The organism is Brevibacillus panacihumi (genome assembly GCF_003710985.1).
Lineage (GTDB): Bacteria > Bacillota > Bacilli > Brevibacillales > Brevibacillaceae > Brevibacillus > Brevibacillus panacihumi.
Genome location: NZ_RHHT01000056.1, coordinates 22850 through 38768, shown reverse-complemented (window position 1 = coordinate 38768; position 15919 = coordinate 22850). Strand labels below are relative to the sequence as shown.

Annotated in this window: 20 protein-coding genes; 16 read left to right on the top strand and 4 right to left on the bottom strand. The window is 49.7% G+C overall.

From position 1 onward, the window contains the following. Position 1 precedes the first annotated feature (1 nt). From EDM58_RS20845 to EDM58_RS20820, 6 genes are all read left to right on the top strand, one after another. On the top strand, positions 2–931 hold the full coding sequence (locus EDM58_RS20845) for a metal ABC transporter permease (RefSeq protein WP_122915033.1): 930 nt from the start codon (positions 2–4) through the stop codon (positions 929–931). Then, positions 928–1809, top strand: coding sequence for a metal ABC transporter permease (locus tag EDM58_RS20840; protein ID WP_122915032.1), 882 nt, complete (start codon positions 928–930; stop codon positions 1807–1809). The genes EDM58_RS20845 and EDM58_RS20840 overlap by 4 nt, the downstream gene beginning before the upstream one ends. A 211-nt stretch (positions 1810–2020) precedes the next feature. Continuing rightward, the gene (locus tag EDM58_RS20835) at positions 2021–2452 is read left to right on the top strand and encodes an SRPBCC family protein (RefSeq protein WP_122915031.1); all 432 of its coding nucleotides are present in this window, start codon (positions 2021–2023) and stop codon (positions 2450–2452) included. A gap of 1 nt (position 2453) precedes the next feature. After that, positions 2454–2837, top strand: coding sequence for an ArsR/SmtB family transcription factor (locus EDM58_RS20830; RefSeq protein WP_122915030.1), 384 nt, complete (start codon positions 2454–2456; stop codon positions 2835–2837). A 140-nt stretch (positions 2838–2977) separates the two neighbouring features. Continuing rightward, a complete protein-coding gene (locus tag EDM58_RS20825) occupies positions 2978–3589 on the top strand; it encodes a DedA family protein (protein ID WP_122915029.1) in 612 nt (203 codons plus the stop codon). A gap of 93 nt (positions 3590–3682) precedes the next feature. Next, positions 3683–4114 (top strand): VOC family protein, encoded by a 432-nt coding sequence (locus tag EDM58_RS20820; protein WP_122915028.1) that lies wholly within the window; start codon positions 3683–3685, stop codon positions 4112–4114. A gap of 48 nt (positions 4115–4162) precedes the next feature. Here the strand turns inward: EDM58_RS20820 and EDM58_RS20815 are convergent, their stop codons facing one another. Continuing rightward, positions 4163–5026, bottom strand: coding sequence for a TrmB family transcriptional regulator (locus EDM58_RS20815; protein ID WP_122915027.1), 864 nt, complete (start codon positions 5024–5026; stop codon positions 4163–4165). 159 nt (positions 5027–5185) lie between these two features. On the opposite strand from EDM58_RS20815, the gene EDM58_RS20810 reads away from it, so the two are divergent. Beyond that, a complete protein-coding gene (locus tag EDM58_RS20810) occupies positions 5186–6103 on the top strand; it encodes a DMT family transporter (protein ID WP_122915026.1) in 918 nt (305 codons plus the stop codon). Positions 6104–6222: 119 nt separating this feature from the next. Next, a complete protein-coding gene (locus EDM58_RS20805) occupies positions 6223–6786 on the top strand; it encodes a pyridoxamine 5'-phosphate oxidase family protein (protein WP_122915025.1) in 564 nt (187 codons plus the stop codon). Positions 6787–6802: 16 nt separating this feature from the next. Here EDM58_RS20805 and EDM58_RS20800 read toward each other — a convergent pair whose 3' ends face one another. After that, on the bottom strand, positions 6803–7243 hold the full coding sequence (locus tag EDM58_RS20800; RefSeq protein WP_122915024.1) for an Rrf2 family transcriptional regulator: 441 nt from the start codon (positions 7241–7243) through the stop codon (positions 6803–6805). A 143-nt stretch (positions 7244–7386) separates the two neighbouring features. Here EDM58_RS20800 and EDM58_RS20795 point away from each other — a divergent pair, with 143 nt between their 5' ends. The 7 genes from EDM58_RS20795 (at position 7387) to EDM58_RS20765 (ending at position 13256) form a co-directional block, all read left to right on the top strand. Continuing rightward, complete coding sequence (locus tag EDM58_RS20795) at positions 7387–8025, top strand: NAD(P)-dependent oxidoreductase (RefSeq protein ID WP_122915023.1); 639 nt, start codon at positions 7387–7389, stop codon at positions 8023–8025. A gap of 178 nt (positions 8026–8203) precedes the next feature. Further along, positions 8204–9388: an ABC transporter substrate-binding protein gene (locus EDM58_RS20790; RefSeq protein ID WP_122915022.1), complete on the top strand. Its 1185-nt coding sequence runs from the start codon at positions 8204–8206 to the stop codon at positions 9386–9388. 95 nt (positions 9389–9483) lie between these two features. After that, a complete protein-coding gene (locus EDM58_RS20785; protein ID WP_122915021.1) occupies positions 9484–10350 on the top strand; it encodes a branched-chain amino acid ABC transporter permease in 867 nt (288 codons plus the stop codon). Positions 10351–10368: 18 nt separating this feature from the next. Continuing rightward, the gene (locus EDM58_RS20780) at positions 10369–11328 is read left to right on the top strand and encodes a branched-chain amino acid ABC transporter permease (RefSeq protein ID WP_122915020.1); all 960 of its coding nucleotides are present in this window, start codon (positions 10369–10371) and stop codon (positions 11326–11328) included. Next, on the top strand, positions 11328–12098 hold the full coding sequence (locus tag EDM58_RS20775; protein ID WP_122915019.1) for an ABC transporter ATP-binding protein: 771 nt from the start codon (positions 11328–11330) through the stop codon (positions 12096–12098). The genes EDM58_RS20780 and EDM58_RS20775 overlap by 1 nt, the downstream gene beginning before the upstream one ends. Next, positions 12091–12807, top strand: coding sequence for an ABC transporter ATP-binding protein (locus tag EDM58_RS20770; RefSeq protein ID WP_122915018.1), 717 nt, complete (start codon positions 12091–12093; stop codon positions 12805–12807). Before EDM58_RS20775 ends, EDM58_RS20770 begins: the two co-directional genes overlap by 8 nt. A gap of 77 nt (positions 12808–12884) precedes the next feature. Further along, positions 12885–13256 carry a DUF488 domain-containing protein gene (locus EDM58_RS20765; RefSeq protein WP_122915017.1) on the top strand — a complete coding sequence of 124 codons (372 nt, stop codon included), beginning with the start codon at positions 12885–12887 and terminating at the stop codon, positions 13254–13256. Between the two features lie 99 nt (positions 13257–13355). Here EDM58_RS20765 and EDM58_RS20760 read toward each other — a convergent pair whose 3' ends face one another. Then, positions 13356–14099: an SDR family NAD(P)-dependent oxidoreductase gene (locus EDM58_RS20760; protein ID WP_122915016.1), complete on the bottom strand. Its 744-nt coding sequence runs from the start codon at positions 14097–14099 to the stop codon at positions 13356–13358. A gap of 134 nt (positions 14100–14233) precedes the next feature. On the opposite strand from EDM58_RS20760, the gene EDM58_RS20755 reads away from it, so the two are divergent. Next, positions 14234–14875, top strand: a complete 642-nt coding sequence (locus tag EDM58_RS20755; RefSeq protein ID WP_246000922.1) for a TetR/AcrR family transcriptional regulator — start codon at positions 14234–14236, stop codon at positions 14873–14875. Positions 14876–14883: 8 nt separating this feature from the next. On the opposite strand, the gene EDM58_RS20750 is transcribed toward EDM58_RS20755, so the two are convergent. Further along, complete coding sequence (locus tag EDM58_RS20750) at positions 14884–15909, bottom strand: YkvI family membrane protein (RefSeq protein ID WP_122915015.1); 1026 nt, start codon at positions 15907–15909, stop codon at positions 14884–14886. Positions 15910–15919 lie beyond the last annotated feature (10 nt).

Here is a 15919-nt window from a genome sequence, read left to right as displayed (position 1 = left end):
GATGGGAATGCTTCTGTCTGCAAATGCGCAGTGGGTGTTATTCAGCACGTTGATTCTGGGCATGGCATCCGGCATGATCGGATGTCTCGCCTACTGGAAGCGCCAAAGTCTCATGAGTGATGCATTGTCCCATGCGGCCCTGCCCGGCGTGGTCATTGGATTTTGGCTGATTGGGACGAAAAACATGCCGGTCATGATTGGCGGGGCTGCGATTAGCGCTCTGCTCGGGGCACTGATGATCCAATGGATTCGTTCTTCCAGCCGAATCAAGGAAGATACCGCAATGGGCATGATTCTATCCGTATTTTTTGGATTGGGCATCATGATGCTGACCATCGTCAATCGCTTTGCAGGGGGAAACCAAAGCGGCCTGGACAGCTTTATCTTCGGGCAGGCCGCATCGATGGTGCGAAAAGATGTATACACGATGCTGGTGCTTGCGGCTATTGTCATCCTTGTCGTCTCGCTCGCCTTCAAAGAGTGGAAGTTATTTCTGTTCGATCCCGACTTTGCGCGCGGGCTTGGCTTATCGCGCCGATTGATGGATGGAATCTATCTCGCTGTTCTTGTCATGGTGATTGTGATCGGCATTCAGGCGGTTGGTGTCATTTTGATGGCAGCCCTATTGATTATCCCGGCAGTCAGCGCGCGGTATTGGACCCATTCGTTCAAATGGATGGTAATTCTGTCCGCGATATTCGGCGGCGGTTCGGGTATGATCGGCACGTTGATCAGCACGCTGGGGGTAAGATGGCCCACCGGTCCGTTTATTGTACTCGCATCTTCGGTCCTGTTTGTCGTGTCGCTCGTTTTTGGAGTGGAGAAGGGATTGTTGACAAAAGCGTTGCAAATACGGCTGCAAAAAAGAGAGCTTCGGTATGCGGCGGCATCGGGAGCGAAAGGACCGCAGAGAGGAGGAGAGGTAGGATGAGCTACACAGCCTGGATATTGCTCACCGCTTCCCTGGTAGGCTTGTCCTGCGGGTTGATTGGTGTATTTTTGATCTTGCGGCGCATGGCCATGATGGCAGATGCGATCAGCCATACCGTGCTCCTCGGTATTGTAACGGCATATCTGGTCACGCGGGAGCTGAGCGGCATTCATATGTTAATCGGCGCCGTTCTGGCAGGATTGTTGACAGCTGTTCTGGTGCAGTGGTTTCACGCGAGAGGAGTTCAGCAGGAAGCTGCGATCGGCGTGGTGTTTACATCATTGTTTGCCATTGGTGTGATCCTGATCGCGACCAAGGTTGGGAATGCCCACTTGGATATTCAGCATGCACTCATGGGGGAAATTACTTTCGTACCTTGGAATGTCATAGAGCTTCCTTGGATTGGCGAGTTTCCCGAAGCCACATTTATTTTGCTTGTAGTGTTGGCTGTGGTGCTGCTGGTCATCCTCACCTTTTACAAGGAATGGAAAATCACTTCATTCGACCCGGGTTTGGCCGCGAGCATTGGGATACCGGTCGTTTTCATGCACTATCTGTTCATGTCACTCGTCTCAGTCACCACAGTCGCGGCGTTTGACGCGGTAGGGGCAATCATGGTGGTCGCAATGCTGATTACACCGGCAGCATCCGCTTATCTCTGGACGGATCGGCTATCCATCATGCTGGTTCTGAGCAGCTCCTTCGGCGTCATCTCCGCGATCGTCGGCTATATGATCGCCGTTTGGCTGGATACGTCCATCTCAGGCTCCATGGCCTTCGCGACAGGACTCGTGTTCCTGTTCAGCTTTCTTTGCTCGCCGAAGCATGGCATGCTGTCACGCTATATTCGTCCCGTATCCGCGTCGGATTCGCCATAAACAGGACCAAGCCAACTGTCTGCCATCTTCACCAGGTTTCATGACCTGTGGTGAAGATGGTTTTTTGTATAAAATCTGTGAGGCACGCGGAATAGTAGGAGCGACGAGTCTAGCAGCGCTTTCCGTGATATGCTTGACACGAAACCAAAAGGTGTCGTAATATGAGGTTCGAATATGAAACGAAAAGGTTTCGTAATGGAGGATGATCGAGATGACAGAAAAAGAAAACCAACACGAGACATTGCCTGATATTCGCAGAACGATGCGTTTTCATGCGCCGATTCAAAAGGTCTGGGACGCGGTTGCGACGTCGGAAGGCCTGTCAGCATGGTTTATGCCCAATGATCTGGTAGCCGAGGTCGGCCATTCCTTTCATCTAAATGCTGGTCAATTCGGGATGTCGCCTTGCCAGGTGACGGTGGTAGAAGCACCTCACCGCCTCGCTTTTCGCTGGGGGAAGGACTGGACGCTGACATTTGAATTGCAGGAAGAGGGAGAGTACACGGTCTTTACGCTGATCCATTCGGGATGGAGTGCTGATCAGGTCACCGAATTTGGAGCTCCCCATTCGCAAATCCGCAAAAACATGGACAGTGGCTGGGAAAAACTCATCCAAGTGCTGGGCACATACGTGGAGAAATAAAATGGCTTCATCTGCGCCCAAGTACGATGTTTTTCAAGCTATCGCCGATCCGACGCGCCGCAGACTCCTGCAGCTATTGGTCGAGCAGGAGATGCCTGTCACCGTTATCAGCGGCCATTTTCCGATCAGTCGTACGGCTGTCTCGAAGCATTTGCGAATTTTAGCGGAGGCTGGGCTGGTCCAGGAGAGGAAGGTCGGGAGGGAGACCCGGTATCGCATGCAGCCGGAACCCCTGCAGGAGTTAAAGCAGTGGCTCGCGTACTATGAACAGTTCTGGGACAACAAGCTGGCTGCCCTCGCTCATTACATGGAAAATCAGGACGCGGAAGGAATAGTCGATCGGGTACCCAAAATCGTCAAGCAAGAGAGGGAAACCAAAGGTTAGCAGCAAGCTCCTCGCTTGTAACCAATTTGCACAGTGTACGTAAAAGGAGTAGGATCTGTTTGGTGCCAGGATAGAGGAAGTATTCAACTGGCTCGCGAACATGTTACCATTCCACTAAGGATTTCACGAGGAGCTTGTCCATGCAATTGATTGAGATTGTTGAACGCTTGTTTGCCCAGTACGGCTATCTTGTTCTGTTGATCGGATTGCCGCTTGATTTTATCGCTTTGCCCATCCCCCCTGGGAACAGCACCCTGACTTATACGGGTTTTCTCTCTTATAAAGGCGTCCTTCACGGCGGGAGCGCGATCCTGGCGGCTTATATCGGGGCTACCGTCGGGTTTACCATCACCTATTTTTTGGGCTATCGATTGGGGCAACCGCTGATCGCCCGTTATGGAAAGTGGCTGTTTATCAAACCTGCTCATTTGGAGAATACGCGCCGCTATTATGACAAGTATGGAGACAAGCTTCTGTTCGTCGGTTTTTTTGTTCCTGGCATCAGACAGTTCATCGGGTACTTCATGGGCATTATTCGCGTTCCTTTTCGCAATGTGTTGCTCTACGCCTATACTGGCCTGGCGATCTGGGTGGCTGTCTTTTTCGGAATCGGTTATTTTTTTGGCGAGCAATGGCAATACATGCTTGAAATGGTGGAACGCTATTTGAAGGGTTTCGGCATCGGGATTGCGATCGTGATCGTCGTCTTGCTGATCATGAAGCTTACGCGTTATTTCCGCAAAAAATATTGATCAGAGCAATCTGAAAGAAATCTCCACTGTGTTTGAATCCTATAATAGGAGTGTGAGATTCACAAAACAAAGCAAAGAAAGGGCTGTTTATACATGAGCTTGCGTTTGATACCTTATCTCGTCATGGACGGGAATGCCCGAGAAGCGATCGATTTCTATGAAAAAGCGTTGGATGCCCAGATTCTTTCCCTGCAAGCATTTGGCGATATGCCGGAAAATCCGGATTTTCCTTTGCCGGAAGAAGCCAAAAATCGCATCGCTCATGCTATGCTAAAAGTAGGCGAGTCAGAACTCATGTTCTCCGATGCTTTCCCAGGGCAGCCCATTCAAGCAGGGAACCATGTAACCATTTGTATCCAGGTGAACGATGCGGAACAGGCGAAGAAGCTTTACGACGCCTTGCAACAAGACGGCAAGGTCAACATGCCGCTGCAGGAAACCTTTTTCAGCCCGGCATTTGGAAATGTAAGGGACAAGTTCGGCGTTACGTTTCAAATCTATACAGAAAGCAATAAAGCAGAATAAACATCGTAAAAGCCGTATCGACCCATGGAGGGAAGATACGGCTTTTCTTCAAATCCCTTTGTTTTGAAGCGGGTTTTCCAATCCTAGCTTCATCGCCATACTGTAGCCAGACGGCCCGATGTTATACTTCTTCCGCAATTCGATCAGATCGGGACCAAATGATTGTTCCAGTGTTTCACGATGTGCCTGCATCATTTCGTAAATGTACAAGTCATGGATGATTACCTCGGTGATCGGCATGACGAGACCCGGGTGCATGGTCCATGCGGCGCGGCTGTCCGCTCCAAGAGAGACGACGCCTGCGACCACTTCCCGGTCGTCGATGCTAGCCACAATCCAGCGTCCGCCGTATTCCCGCGTAATCTCTTCACTTGAATCATGTGGGTACACTTGTGCAAAATCAAACTGCAATTCTCCATATACGACAATCAGAATCTCGACGCCTCGTTCAGCCGCCATCCTCAGCTCTGATTCCAACAGCTTGGCTTCTTCTGTCCAGATCTCCAGTAAAACACGTCCGGTAGCCCGATTGATCGCTTCCGCCGTACGGCTCAAAATGGCTTCGCATCCGGTGATGTTCCATATGTTTTCCCGATTTAAGGAGACATAAGAGTAGTGGGCAAGTGCAGTTTCGGCAGCCTCTAATGAAGATACGAGTTTACTTTTTTTCAATCGGATGAGCTCTTGCGGCTGAAGTGGCGTATATAACGAAGGATCTTCGTGGCTGATCATGATGTCACCGCGCTCCACCATTCCGTTTAACACCTCATATATTTTCGAACGTGGCACACCCGAGTTCAATGATATGGCATATCCCGTTAAAGGAGATTTATCCAGAAGCGCCAGGTATGCTTTGGCTTCGTATTCGGTAAAATTCAAATCTTGCAGGATCCTTATGACTTCTGATTTCATATGTGAACCTCCCAGACGCCGCTTCTTGAAAAAGTCCGATATGCTCTTATTCCCATTATTACACTTGACAGGTAATAATGCCAATGTTATATCTGTAAATGCGTAGCTACCAAAGTAGCAACTATATTGATGGCATTACTCATCCCTTGGAGGTACACCATGGATACGTCAAATGAGATCCAGAAAGTAATACTGACAAAGGCTCAAAAAAATAGCAGCCTTTACTTGCTTGCTGCCATTATTGCGATTTTGCTTTGGAGCACCTCATTTGTGGGGACCAAGATTGCTTACAGTTCCTTTCCGCCTCTTACATTGGGAGCCGCCCGTTTTGTCATTGCCTCGATGATTTTAGGCGCGATCATGTTAGCTAGAAAAGAATTCGTCAGACCAGCACCGAAGGACATCGGATTAATGGGGCTGAGCGGAGTATTGGGAACCACTCTTTATTTTGCGCTTGAAAATATCGGACTTGAGTTGACGACAGCATCGAGCGCCGCACTGATTGTCGCTTCATACCCAGCGATAACTGCACTCCTGGAATTTATTTTTTTTCGTGTGAAAATTTCTGTGGTGAAGGCACTAGGGATTGTATTGGCAGTCATCGGAGTGTATGTGATCTCGGGTAGCAGCCCGGGGGAGAGCTCGGGGCAGCTTACAGGCAACATAATCCTGATTTTGGCGGGTTTTGTGTTTGCAGCTTATAGCTTTATCACGCGAAAAGTTGTCAAACAGCATTCGATGGTAACCGTCTCGTTTTACCAGACGATTGCAGGGACAGTAGCATTTATTCCGCTTGCCTTCATGGAGCGATCCAGATGGCAGGTGCCGAGCGCGGAGTCTCTTTGGATATTGCTCTACCTGGGCGTTTTCTGCTCTGTTGCAGCCTTTATGCTTTACAATTATGGACTGCGCACCCTCAGTTCTAGCACTGCAGTGGCGCTGATGAACCTCGTGCCTATTTTCGGCGTACTCTTTTCAACCGTGTTCCTTCATGAAGTATTGCGTATATCCGATTTGTTCGGAGGATTCATCATTATTTTGGGAGTTATTTTGAGTGTGAGGGAAAAGCGGACATGACAGGCTTTGTTAGCAGGAGAGTCGTTCTTCGAGAACGGCTTTTTTTGTAGAAAAAATTGTTCGCAAGGGAGAATATGGTATAAAGAGAGAAAACGACGTTCATAGAGGAGAGTTGGGGTATGGGCAGAGTCTTTGAATCCATCATGCCGGAGCATGAAGCATTTATGAAAGGGCAGCCTCTTTTTTTCGTGGGAACGGCGGCTGCGACGGGACATGTCAATTTGTCGCCAAAAGGGTACGATACCTTCCGTATTTTGTCTCCCAATAAAGTGGCCTATCTTGATTTGACCGGGAGCGGCAACGAGACCAGCGCGCACCTGCATGAAAACAGCCGCATCACATTCATGTTTGTTTCTTTTGGAGAAAAACCGTTGATTCTGCGACTGTATGGCAACGCTTCTGTCTATTTGCCCGGTTCCGCGGAATGGGAGGAAGTGGCCCCGCTATTTGACATGCTGCCCGGAACAAGGCAAATCATCGTGGCCGATCTTCACTCCGTCAAAACCTCCTGCGGCTTCAGCATGCCTTTATTGTCCTACCAGGGAGAGCGGGACCGATTGATCCAATGGGCCGAGAATAAAGGATCAGCAGGCTTGGAAACCTATTGGAAGGAAAAAAATGCAGTGAGCATGGATGGAATTGCGACCCCGCTCGGAAAGAAAATGGACGCCGAAGAAGAATAGACGGGAACGGCATGCTTCAATTTGAACGCAGCCGCTCCCGCTCCAGAATATTGCTCACCACGTCGGCTATTGTCACATTGCCCAGCGCTTTTTCCAATGCGAGCTGGGCAGTGGCAAAAAGCGGCTCGATGGCCTGTTGGATGTTTCGGCCGACGGTACAGGCTGGATTGGGTTGATCGTGAATCCCGAACAATTCATTTTCGGGTACAACCTGAACGGCTTTGTAGACATCCAGCAGAGAGATCTCAGATAAATCCCGAGCCAGACTGGCACCTGCGACACCCGGGCGAACGTGGACCAAACCGGCATTCTTGAGATATCCGGTAATTTTTCGGATCACGACAGGATTTGTATTGACGCTGCCTGCAATCCATTCGGAAGTATTCACCTGATCCTTGTTCATTCCAAGGAGAGAGAGGATGTGAATGGCTACAGCAAACCGACTGCTGATCGACATCGATTTCGCCTTCTTTCTTAGACATCTTTGTTCATTATAGCGAACCTGTCCGCGTTGACAAACAACCAACCTGTAACATATTATATTACATGTAACTAAGTTAATTACATTTGATTCTTGGAACGATAGAGGAGGAACATCGAATGAAGATCGCGATTATTGGAGCCAGCGGGAAAGCAGGACGTCTGATCATGGAAGAGGCACTGCGTCGAGGTCACCAGGTTACAGCGATTGTGCGTGATGCGGCAAAGGTGCAGAATCCACAGGTCGAGGTACTGGAAAAGGACATCTTTGAGTTGAAAGCGGATGATCTTCGGCCTTTTGAAGCAGTGGTCAATGCATTTGGAGCGGCTCCAGGCCATGAAAACCTTCATGTAAAGGCGGGCCGTGTGCTGATCGAAGCGCTCAGCGGTTTATCCACCAGACTGCTCGTCGTTGGCGGAGCAGGCAGCTTGTATGTCGACGAGGATCAAACCACCCGCGTCATGGATACACCTGATTTTCCCAAGGAGTATTATCCTACCGCGCTCAACCAGGGACAAAATCTCCAGGATTTGCAACAATCTACCGGCGTAGAGTGGACCTTCATCAGCCCGGCAGCCTTCTTTGATCCCCAAGGAAAGCGGACAGGCTCATACCAAAAAGGGAAAGATCGCCTCATCACGAACCAGCAAGGTCAAAGCTACATCAGTTACGCTGATTATGCCATTGCAGTCGTGGATGAGCTGGAGCATCCGGAACACCGAAATACCCGTTTTACCGTGGTAGGGGAAGCCGAATAAGAACCGAAAACACAACAAGAAGACACTACTAGCCTGTAGTGTCTTTTTTCGCTTTGTCTCACCCTGTCACCATTCTTCAACATCATTCGTAGTTTTCTGTCACTGAATGATTGCCTTTTATAGTACTTTACATTATTATTACTAAATATTAAGAAAGATAAAAGTAGGAGGATTACTCATGAAGGGGATTACCAAATCATTACTGTCGGCGTTGCTGGGGACAAGCCTGCTTGTAGGCTGTTCTAGCGGAGCTTCGACTTCAAGCGGCACAGCAGAGACACCTGAGACAAATACTGCCGCTCCAGCAGAAAGCGCCGGAGAATTTACCGCAAAAATCGGCGGTGTCTTCATTCTTTCCGGTTCTAGCGCCGCTTATGGAGAAGCTCAGAAAAAAGGCCTGGATTTGGCTTTGGAAGAGCTGAACGAAGCGAATAAAGGGAAATTGAAGATTGAGATTCAATACGAAGATACAGGCGGTAAAAAGGAGAGCGCGATTAACGCGGTCAACAAGCTGATCAACCAGGACAATGTGGTTGCGATCATCGGTCCGACGCTTTCCGGTGAAATGCTTGCAGCAGGACCTGTTGCCAACGAAGCAGAAACTCCTATCTTCGGGATTTCCAATACGGTAGAAGGCATCAATGACATCGGGGAATACGTGTTCCGCAACTCACTGCCAGAATCGATCGCTGTTCCTACAGCCATGAAGAAAGCAATTGAGAAAGCAGGATCGAAAACAGCGGCTTTCATTTATGCAGAAAACGATGACTTTTCTGTATCCGGCTTCCAAACCATGAAAGCTACTGCTGAGGAAATGGGATTGCAAAACCTGGGTGAGACTACCTTCTCCATCGGCGATGTGGATTTCTCCGCCCAATTGACCAAAATCAAACAACTGAACCCTGACGTATTGCTGGTTTCCGCTCTGTACAAAGAAGGTTCCATGGTTGTGAAAAAAGCAAGAGAGCTGGGCATCAACTCCCTGATCGTCGGCGGAAATGGATTTAATAATCCGAAAGTATTTGAAATTGCCGGCTCCGCAGCAGAGGGACTGATCGTCGCTACACCTTTCAGCCCTGAGAAACAGGATGAAAGAGTACAAAAATTCGTAAAAGCGTTCGAAGCGAAATACGGCACCAAGCCTGACCAATTTGCGGCACAAGCGTATGACAGCCTGTACATCATGTCGCAATCCTTGCTGGCTGCAGGCAAAGCAGATCGCAACGCGCTGCGCGACGAGCTTGCAAAGCTCAAAGACTTTGAAGGTGTATCCGGTAAGCTCTCCTTTGACGAAGGACGCAATCCGATCGGTGAAGCTGTTGTCGTTGAAGCGAAAGACGGAAAGTTTGTACCGTTTGAATAAGCGTAAAAAGTAGCTCTTATTTCAAACCAAGGGATTGCCTGATGGAATTCGGGCAATCCCTTTCCCCGCATTTTGAAGAAAGTAGGTGAAGGAGCTTGTTTCTGCAACAGCTTGTTAACGGTCTGACCGTTGGCAGTACGTATTCGTTGATTGCGATCGGATACACGCTGATTTTCGGTGTGCTTGGCATTATCAACATGGCGCATGGCCAGGTATTTATCTTTGGTTCTTTCGTCGGTCTGATTTTGGTTACGAATTTTGATATGCCGATCGCGGTCGCTTTTCTCGCTTCGATTGTCGTATCAGGTATTCTCGGATTGATTCTGGAATTTACTGCCATGCGCCCTTTGCGCAAGAAAAACGTCCCTCACTTGGCATCGCTGATCAGTACGATTGGTTTTGCCACCTTGCTTGAAGAGGGCATGCACAAACTCTTTGGTGCAGATTCCCGTGCAGTCCCGGATACATTTGGAAGCCAAGCCTTTCAATTGGGCTCCGTTCAGATTCGTGCGGTAGACTTGATTATTTTGGGGATTGCCGTGGTCCTCATGGTGGTCCTGCATTTCTGGATCAACAAAACGAAGGTGGGAAAAGCGATCCGTGCAACGGCTGAAAATACGGAGACAGCCAGCGTGCTTGGGATCAACACCAATATGGTCATTGTAACGACTGTCGTACTTGCCTCCAGTCTCGGCGGGATCGCAGGTATGCTGATCGGTATGACGTACTCTGCTCTCATTCCGTCCATGGGGATGACGCTCGGATTTAAAGGTCTGGCTGTGTTGATCCTCGGCGGGGTAGGAAGCATTCCCGGAGCGATGATTTGTGGTCTTATTTTGGGCGTTATTGAGGTGTTCACCGTTGCTTACGGGGCTTCTTCGTATCGTGACGCAGTAGCATTTGGTTTGATCATCCTCATTTTGCTGATTAGGCCGCAGGGCTTATTTGGCCGCAAAGCCTAGAAAGGAGTTGATTTGAGGATGGAATGGTTAAATCCTTATAACATACAGGTAGTCACCTTTATTATCCTGAACTGTATCCTGGCGATCAGTATTTTCATTACCCTGGCCACCGGTCAACTCTCGCTCGGCCATGCCGGCTTTATGAGCATCGGGGCATATACAACCAGTATTTTAAGCAAAAACGCAGATCTCCCTATGTTCGTTGCGATTCTTGCAGGCGCGCTGATGGCGGGACTGATCGCTCTCTTGATCGGGGCCCCTACACTGAAACTGCACGGATTGTATCTGGCGATCGCGACACTTGGCTTTGGCGAGGTGGTTCGCGTCATTTTGCTGAACATGGAGATCACCAATGGCGCCTTGGGTATTACGGGATTGAAATCCTTGGGAACGTATATTTACGACGGGATGAAGGCGGTCGGGATCACCTCGCAGTCCCTGGGTCTTTCTGTCCCAGTGATAAAATCTCTGTCGACGCTCGTCTTCTTATTCCTGTTATTCCTCGTTGTGCTGTTCTTGACTCTTCGTCTGAATTCATCCCGCTTGGGTCGTGCGTTTGAAGCGATTCGTGCAGATGAGACAGCGGCAAGAGCCATGGGGATTCAGGTGAATTACTACAAAATGCTCGCCTTTATCATCGGTTCGGTACTGGCAGGGCTTTGTGGCGGACTCTTTGCTCACATTACTACGGCGATCACACCAACCGACTTTAACTACCACAAAGTGGTGGAGATTCTTTCCTTTGCCGTCATCGGCGGTACAGAAGTGGTCTGGGGTGCCTTGTTCGGAGCAATTGCTTTGACGGCGTTGCCCGAGGTATTGCGTGGATTGGCTGAGTACAAAATGATCTTTTACGGTGCCATCATGGTTCTCGTCATGGCGGTGCGCCCACGCGGACTGATTGGCTCCGATACCCTGCAAAAGCTGTTTCGCCGCGGTTCCAAGAAGCAAAATGAACAGCCGAAAGGGGTGGAATGATGTTGTTGCAGCTTACGAATGTCGGGAAAACCTTCGGCGGGATTAAAGCTTTAACCGATGTTAGCTTTACCGTGTCAGAAGGGGAAATCGTCGGACTGATCGGGCCCAATGGGGCAGGAAAAACCACGATCTTCAACATGGCGACGGGCATCTTCCCACCGACGAACGGGACGATTTCGTTTGCCGGACATACGTTGAATCAGATGCCGCCGCATAAAATTACGGAGCTGGGCATTGCACGGACCTTTCAAAACATTCGCTTGTTCGGTCATATGTCCGCCCTGGATAACGTAAGAGTGGGGTGCCATACCCGATCACAAGCAGGCTTCTGGGCCTCGCTTTTGCACACTCCCAAACAGAAAAAAGAAGAGCGGGCTGTCCTGGCCAAAGCAGAAGAGCTGCTGGAATTCGTCGGGCTGACAAACGTGGCAGACGTTCGCTCCGATACCCTCGCATACGGCCAACAGCGCCGATTGGAAATTGCCAGAGCCTTGGCTGCCGAGCCGAAGCTGCTGCTGCTTGATGAGCCTGCAGCCGGGATGATTGAGAGCGAGACCAAGGATTTGACGAACCTGATCGAAAAAATCCGCGCCATGGGCATCACCATTCTCTTGGTAGAGCACGACATGGGCTTGGTCATGAATCTGTGCGATAAAGTTGTTTGCATCAACTTCGGGGTCAAAATTGCGGACGGCAAGCCGGAAGAAGTCCAAAATCACCCTGATGTGATCGAGGCGTACCTGGGTAAGGAGGACGAAGAGGATGCTTAGCATTCGTGATTTAAGCACGTCATACGGTCAGATCAAAGCGATTCGCAATCTCTCTCTCGATGTAGAGGAAGGCAAAATCGTAGCTTTGATCGGGGCTAACGGCGCAGGAAAGACGACAACGATGAAAACGATTGCTGGCCTCTTGACTCCGGATCAAGGGAGCATTACCTTCCTGGGACAGCGCGTGGAAGGCTGGAAGCCGCATAAGCTGGTCAGTGCGGGACTTTCGCTTGTACCCGAGGGACGTGCCATTCTCGGACAAATGACTGTCCTGGAAAATCTGGAGATGGGCGCGTTCCAGCGCAATGACCAGGCTGGCATCAAGGAAGACATGGAGAAAATGATGAACTGGTTCCCGATCCTGCGAGAGCGGTTGACCCAGTTGGGCGGCACCATGTCCGGCGGCCAGCAGCAAATGCTGGCGATTGCCCGCGCCCTCATGTCGCGCCCCAAATTGCTTCTGTTGGACGAGCCGTCCATGGGTTTGGCGCCAATCGTGGTATCCGATATTTTTCGGGTGATCAAGCAGATCAATCAGGAAGGAACAACTGTTCTGATCGTCGAGCAAAACGTGAAGCAAGCGTTGAAAATCGCGGATTACGGCTACGTGCTGGAAGCAGGACAGATCGTCTACCAAGGCACAGGTGAATCCTTGCTCACCGATGAGAAGGTAAAAGAAGCGTATCTGGGTGGAAGAAAGCACGAATAATAGAAGCTGATAGGATGAGGCACTAACAGGTACGAACCTTTGTTAGTGCCTTTTTTCTAAGAATGGGGTGAGATCTCGTGAGCAATATACAGGTGAAGCGAATCTATGAAGAACCCGAGAGCACAGATGGGGTGCGAATCCTTGTCGATCGGCTTTGGCCAAGGGGTGTTACGAAAGAGAAAGCACAATTGGCGCTTTGGATGAAAGAGGTGGCGCCCAGTACGGAATTGCGAAAGTGGTTCGGGCACGAGCCGGAAAGATTTGCGGAGTTTGAGGTGAAATATCGCGAAGAGCTGTCTCAGGCCGTGGTGCAGCCCTATATGGAGCAACTCAGGAAGTTGGCGGGGCAGGGGAGAATCACACTTTTGTATGCGAAGAAGGAAGAGGCTTACAATCATGCTCTCATTCTTAAGCAATATATAGAGAAAGTCGGCAGCCTGCGGCATTAGCCGAATGCTTCTTCCCTCTGGCACATCGGTTTTTGTAGAAAAAAGCACAAGCAGCTGTACCTAAAAGGTATCGAGCCGTTTGTGCTTTTTTGACAAGCATTATCTTGCTGTTACCCCGCCATCCACAGGCAGTTCAATGCCCGTGATATGACTCGCTTCATCGGATGCCAGGAAGAGTATCGCCGCTGCCACTTCTTCCGCTTTGCCCAGGTTTGGCAACGCAATCTGCGACAGAAAGTATTCCTTGTAGGTTGCCATAGAGGGCGCACTCATTGGCGTCTCGATATAGCCAGGATGCACCGAGTTTACGCGGATATTTTTCTTGCCGTAATCGACGGCTGCCGCTTTCGTAATGGAACGAACCGCTCCTTTTGAAGCGGTGTACGCGCCGGCTCCCGCCATTCCAGTCAAAGCTGCGATGGAGGAGATGTTTACGATCGAACCGCCGTTGTTTTTCTCCATGAAAGGAATCGCCAGTTGCATCCCGTACATGATGCTGTTGACGTTGATCGCATAGGTGCGCGACCAGTCTTCTTCGGATTGCTCCAGGAAATCTTTCGCCAGCGCGATGCCGGCGTTGTTGACCAAAATATCCAGCTTTCCGTATTTTTCCACAGTGGCAGCCATTACTTTTTCCCAATCTGCTTTGGACGCTACATTGTGTTTTAGCGCGATGGCTTCCCCGCCTTGGTCGACGATTTTGGCAACGACGGCTTTTAGCGTTTCTTCATTAATATCTGTGGCGACGACCTTTGCTCCTTCGCGGGCAAACATCTGAGCCGCCGCTTCGCCCATCCCGCTACCAGCCCCTGTAATGATGGCTACTTTATCCTTGAGTCTCATGCGAAACACCTCATTTTTTAAAAGTGATAGTTGAACTATCACTTTTAATTATAGTGGAATTCGCTGATCATTACAAATGAAGAAGAGGAATTGGAAGAAAGACGTTATAATGGATGGGAATGGAGGATGTTTGCATGTCAGGTGGAATGCGGGAAAAGAAGAAAAATGCACGCTACAAAAGTATTGTAAAAACGGCAGAACAGCTATTCCTGGAAAATGGACTGGATGCCGTCCAAATGCAGGATGTTGCAGACGCTGACGGGATCGGGATTGCGACGTTGTTTCGGTATTTCCCCAAAAAAGAAAGATTGATCGTCGCTGTAGCCGTAAGCTGTTTGGAAAAGATCGTTGAGGATTTTCAAAGAATCGTTACTGCCAACAGTTCTGCCTATGATAGATTGGAGCAAGTATTGGACTATCTGATGGGACACCCTACGGAAAAAGAAGAGGTATGGAAATCAGCCAGATTTCGCGAAGCATTCGAAAGCTATGCCTCCTTCGCGAAAAAATCCCTCGACGGAATCGAGGAGTATATCGAGACCCAGAAGGTGATCGCACTCATCCTCATGAAAATCATTGAGGATGGAAAAGTGGACGGTTCTATTCGCAAAGATATTCCAGTCAAGGAAGCCATCATTACTATTGTCAATGCCTATGGCACCTTCGGCAACAATATCAGCCTGAAATCGGCGATCTCCTATCTGGAGGAAGATATCGCGATCCACATTCAGCAACGGATGCTTAAGGAGATATTGCTTTCGTATCTTCGTCCCTAGACCGTCGATTACCGCCGTATGGCCCGACCCGGCCAAGTGATTCGCAACAACGTGGCCAGACCCAGATAGCCGAACAAAGGGTACAGGAACATCAGTAGCTCGGAATACCCAATCAGGCAGAGTACAAAAGCTGTTCCAAACAGGAACAGGTACGACGTATTTTCAGGCACCTGAAAAAGCTCGCGCATCTGCTGGCCGATTCCAAAAACGTTGGAGATGAGAGTCGTAAAAATCTCGGAAAACAGGACAAGGACCAAGAACAATTGCAGCCAACTGTTCCAGCTGTCCGTAATAAACAGGATGGGCACATCCAAGAAGCGGACTTCCTGCCAGTTGGCGAGCATGGCGGTGTGGATGACGATCAGCATAAATCCGAGGCAGATGCCGCCCATGATCGCTCCGCGCAGCAGTACGACCGGATCGCGGACAGAGTAACCGATGGGAATGAGGACAGATTGGGCCATCGCGAGGTTGAAGGAGATATAGAGGATGCTTTTCCAGAGCAAACCTTCGAAGTGAGGGAATTCCGTGAACTGTGGCAGACTGGCGCCACCATCAATCAGGATCAGCAGTGTAAAAAGAAGCATGGCAGGAACGACGATGGCATTGACAACCATAAGCCGCTCCAGACCTTTTCGCAAGACCAGCAACGCGATCAGGACAGTCCCGGCACTGCCCGCCAGGTAGGGAATCTGAAATTGCTCTTCCAGAATGGATCCCGCCCCTGCCAGCATCACGGTGGTGACACCGAACAGCGTCAGAAACACGAACAGATTTATGGCCCTCCCTGCAATATTTCCAAAAAAGCGCTGGTTGAACGATTCATAGGACGGAGTTTGCAGATGATGGGCCAGCCACATCATTTTATAGCCCAACCAGACAAAGAGGACGGTCGAGAGCAGAATCCCGAGCGTTCCTGTATGACCGTACAAGGTGAAAAAAGCAATGATTTCCTGCCCGCTGGCAAATCCGGCTCCTACTACCGTACCGATATACGTTGCTGCAATCTGAATGCTTTTTTTCCAAGAATTCATAACCAGGTCC

Bases quoted from the DNA above. Each gene is read 5' to 3' on its own strand.
- EDM58_RS20845 (WP_122915033.1), top strand. From the start codon at position 2: ATGGGAATGCTTCTGTCTGCAAATGCGCAGTGGGTGTTATTCAGCACG.
- EDM58_RS20840 (WP_122915032.1), top strand. From the start codon at position 928: ATGAGCTACACAGCCTGGATATTGCTCACCGCTTCCCTGGTAGGCTTG.
- EDM58_RS20835 (WP_122915031.1), top strand. From the start codon at position 2,021: ATGACAGAAAAAGAAAACCAACACGAGACATTGCCTGATATTCGCAGA.
- EDM58_RS20830 (WP_122915030.1), top strand. From the start codon at position 2,454: ATGGCTTCATCTGCGCCCAAGTACGATGTTTTTCAAGCTATCGCCGAT.
- EDM58_RS20825 (WP_122915029.1), top strand. From the start codon at position 2,978: ATGCAATTGATTGAGATTGTTGAACGCTTGTTTGCCCAGTACGGCTAT.
- EDM58_RS20820 (WP_122915028.1), top strand. From the start codon at position 3,683: ATGAGCTTGCGTTTGATACCTTATCTCGTCATGGACGGGAATGCCCGA.
- EDM58_RS20815 (WP_122915027.1), bottom strand. From the start codon at position 5,026: ATGAAATCAGAAGTCATAAGGATCCTGCAAGATTTGAATTTTACCGAA.
- EDM58_RS20810 (WP_122915026.1), top strand. From the start codon at position 5,186: ATGGATACGTCAAATGAGATCCAGAAAGTAATACTGACAAAGGCTCAA.
- EDM58_RS20805 (WP_122915025.1), top strand. From the start codon at position 6,223: ATGGGCAGAGTCTTTGAATCCATCATGCCGGAGCATGAAGCATTTATG.
- EDM58_RS20800 (WP_122915024.1), bottom strand. From the start codon at position 7,243: ATGTCGATCAGCAGTCGGTTTGCTGTAGCCATTCACATCCTCTCTCTC.
- EDM58_RS20795 (WP_122915023.1), top strand. From the start codon at position 7,387: ATGAAGATCGCGATTATTGGAGCCAGCGGGAAAGCAGGACGTCTGATC.
- EDM58_RS20790 (WP_122915022.1), top strand. From the start codon at position 8,204: ATGAAGGGGATTACCAAATCATTACTGTCGGCGTTGCTGGGGACAAGC.
- EDM58_RS20780 (WP_122915020.1), top strand. From the start codon at position 10,369: ATGGAATGGTTAAATCCTTATAACATACAGGTAGTCACCTTTATTATC.
- EDM58_RS20775 (WP_122915019.1), top strand. From the start codon at position 11,328: ATGTTGTTGCAGCTTACGAATGTCGGGAAAACCTTCGGCGGGATTAAA.
- EDM58_RS20770 (WP_122915018.1), top strand. From the start codon at position 12,091: ATGCTTAGCATTCGTGATTTAAGCACGTCATACGGTCAGATCAAAGCG.
- EDM58_RS20760 (WP_122915016.1), bottom strand. From the start codon at position 14,099: ATGAGACTCAAGGATAAAGTAGCCATCATTACAGGGGCTGGTAGCGGG.
- EDM58_RS20755 (WP_246000922.1), top strand. From the start codon at position 14,234: ATGTCAGGTGGAATGCGGGAAAAGAAGAAAAATGCACGCTACAAAAGT.
- EDM58_RS20750 (WP_122915015.1), bottom strand. From the start codon at position 15,909: ATGAATTCTTGGAAAAAAAGCATTCAGATTGCAGCAACGTATATCGGT.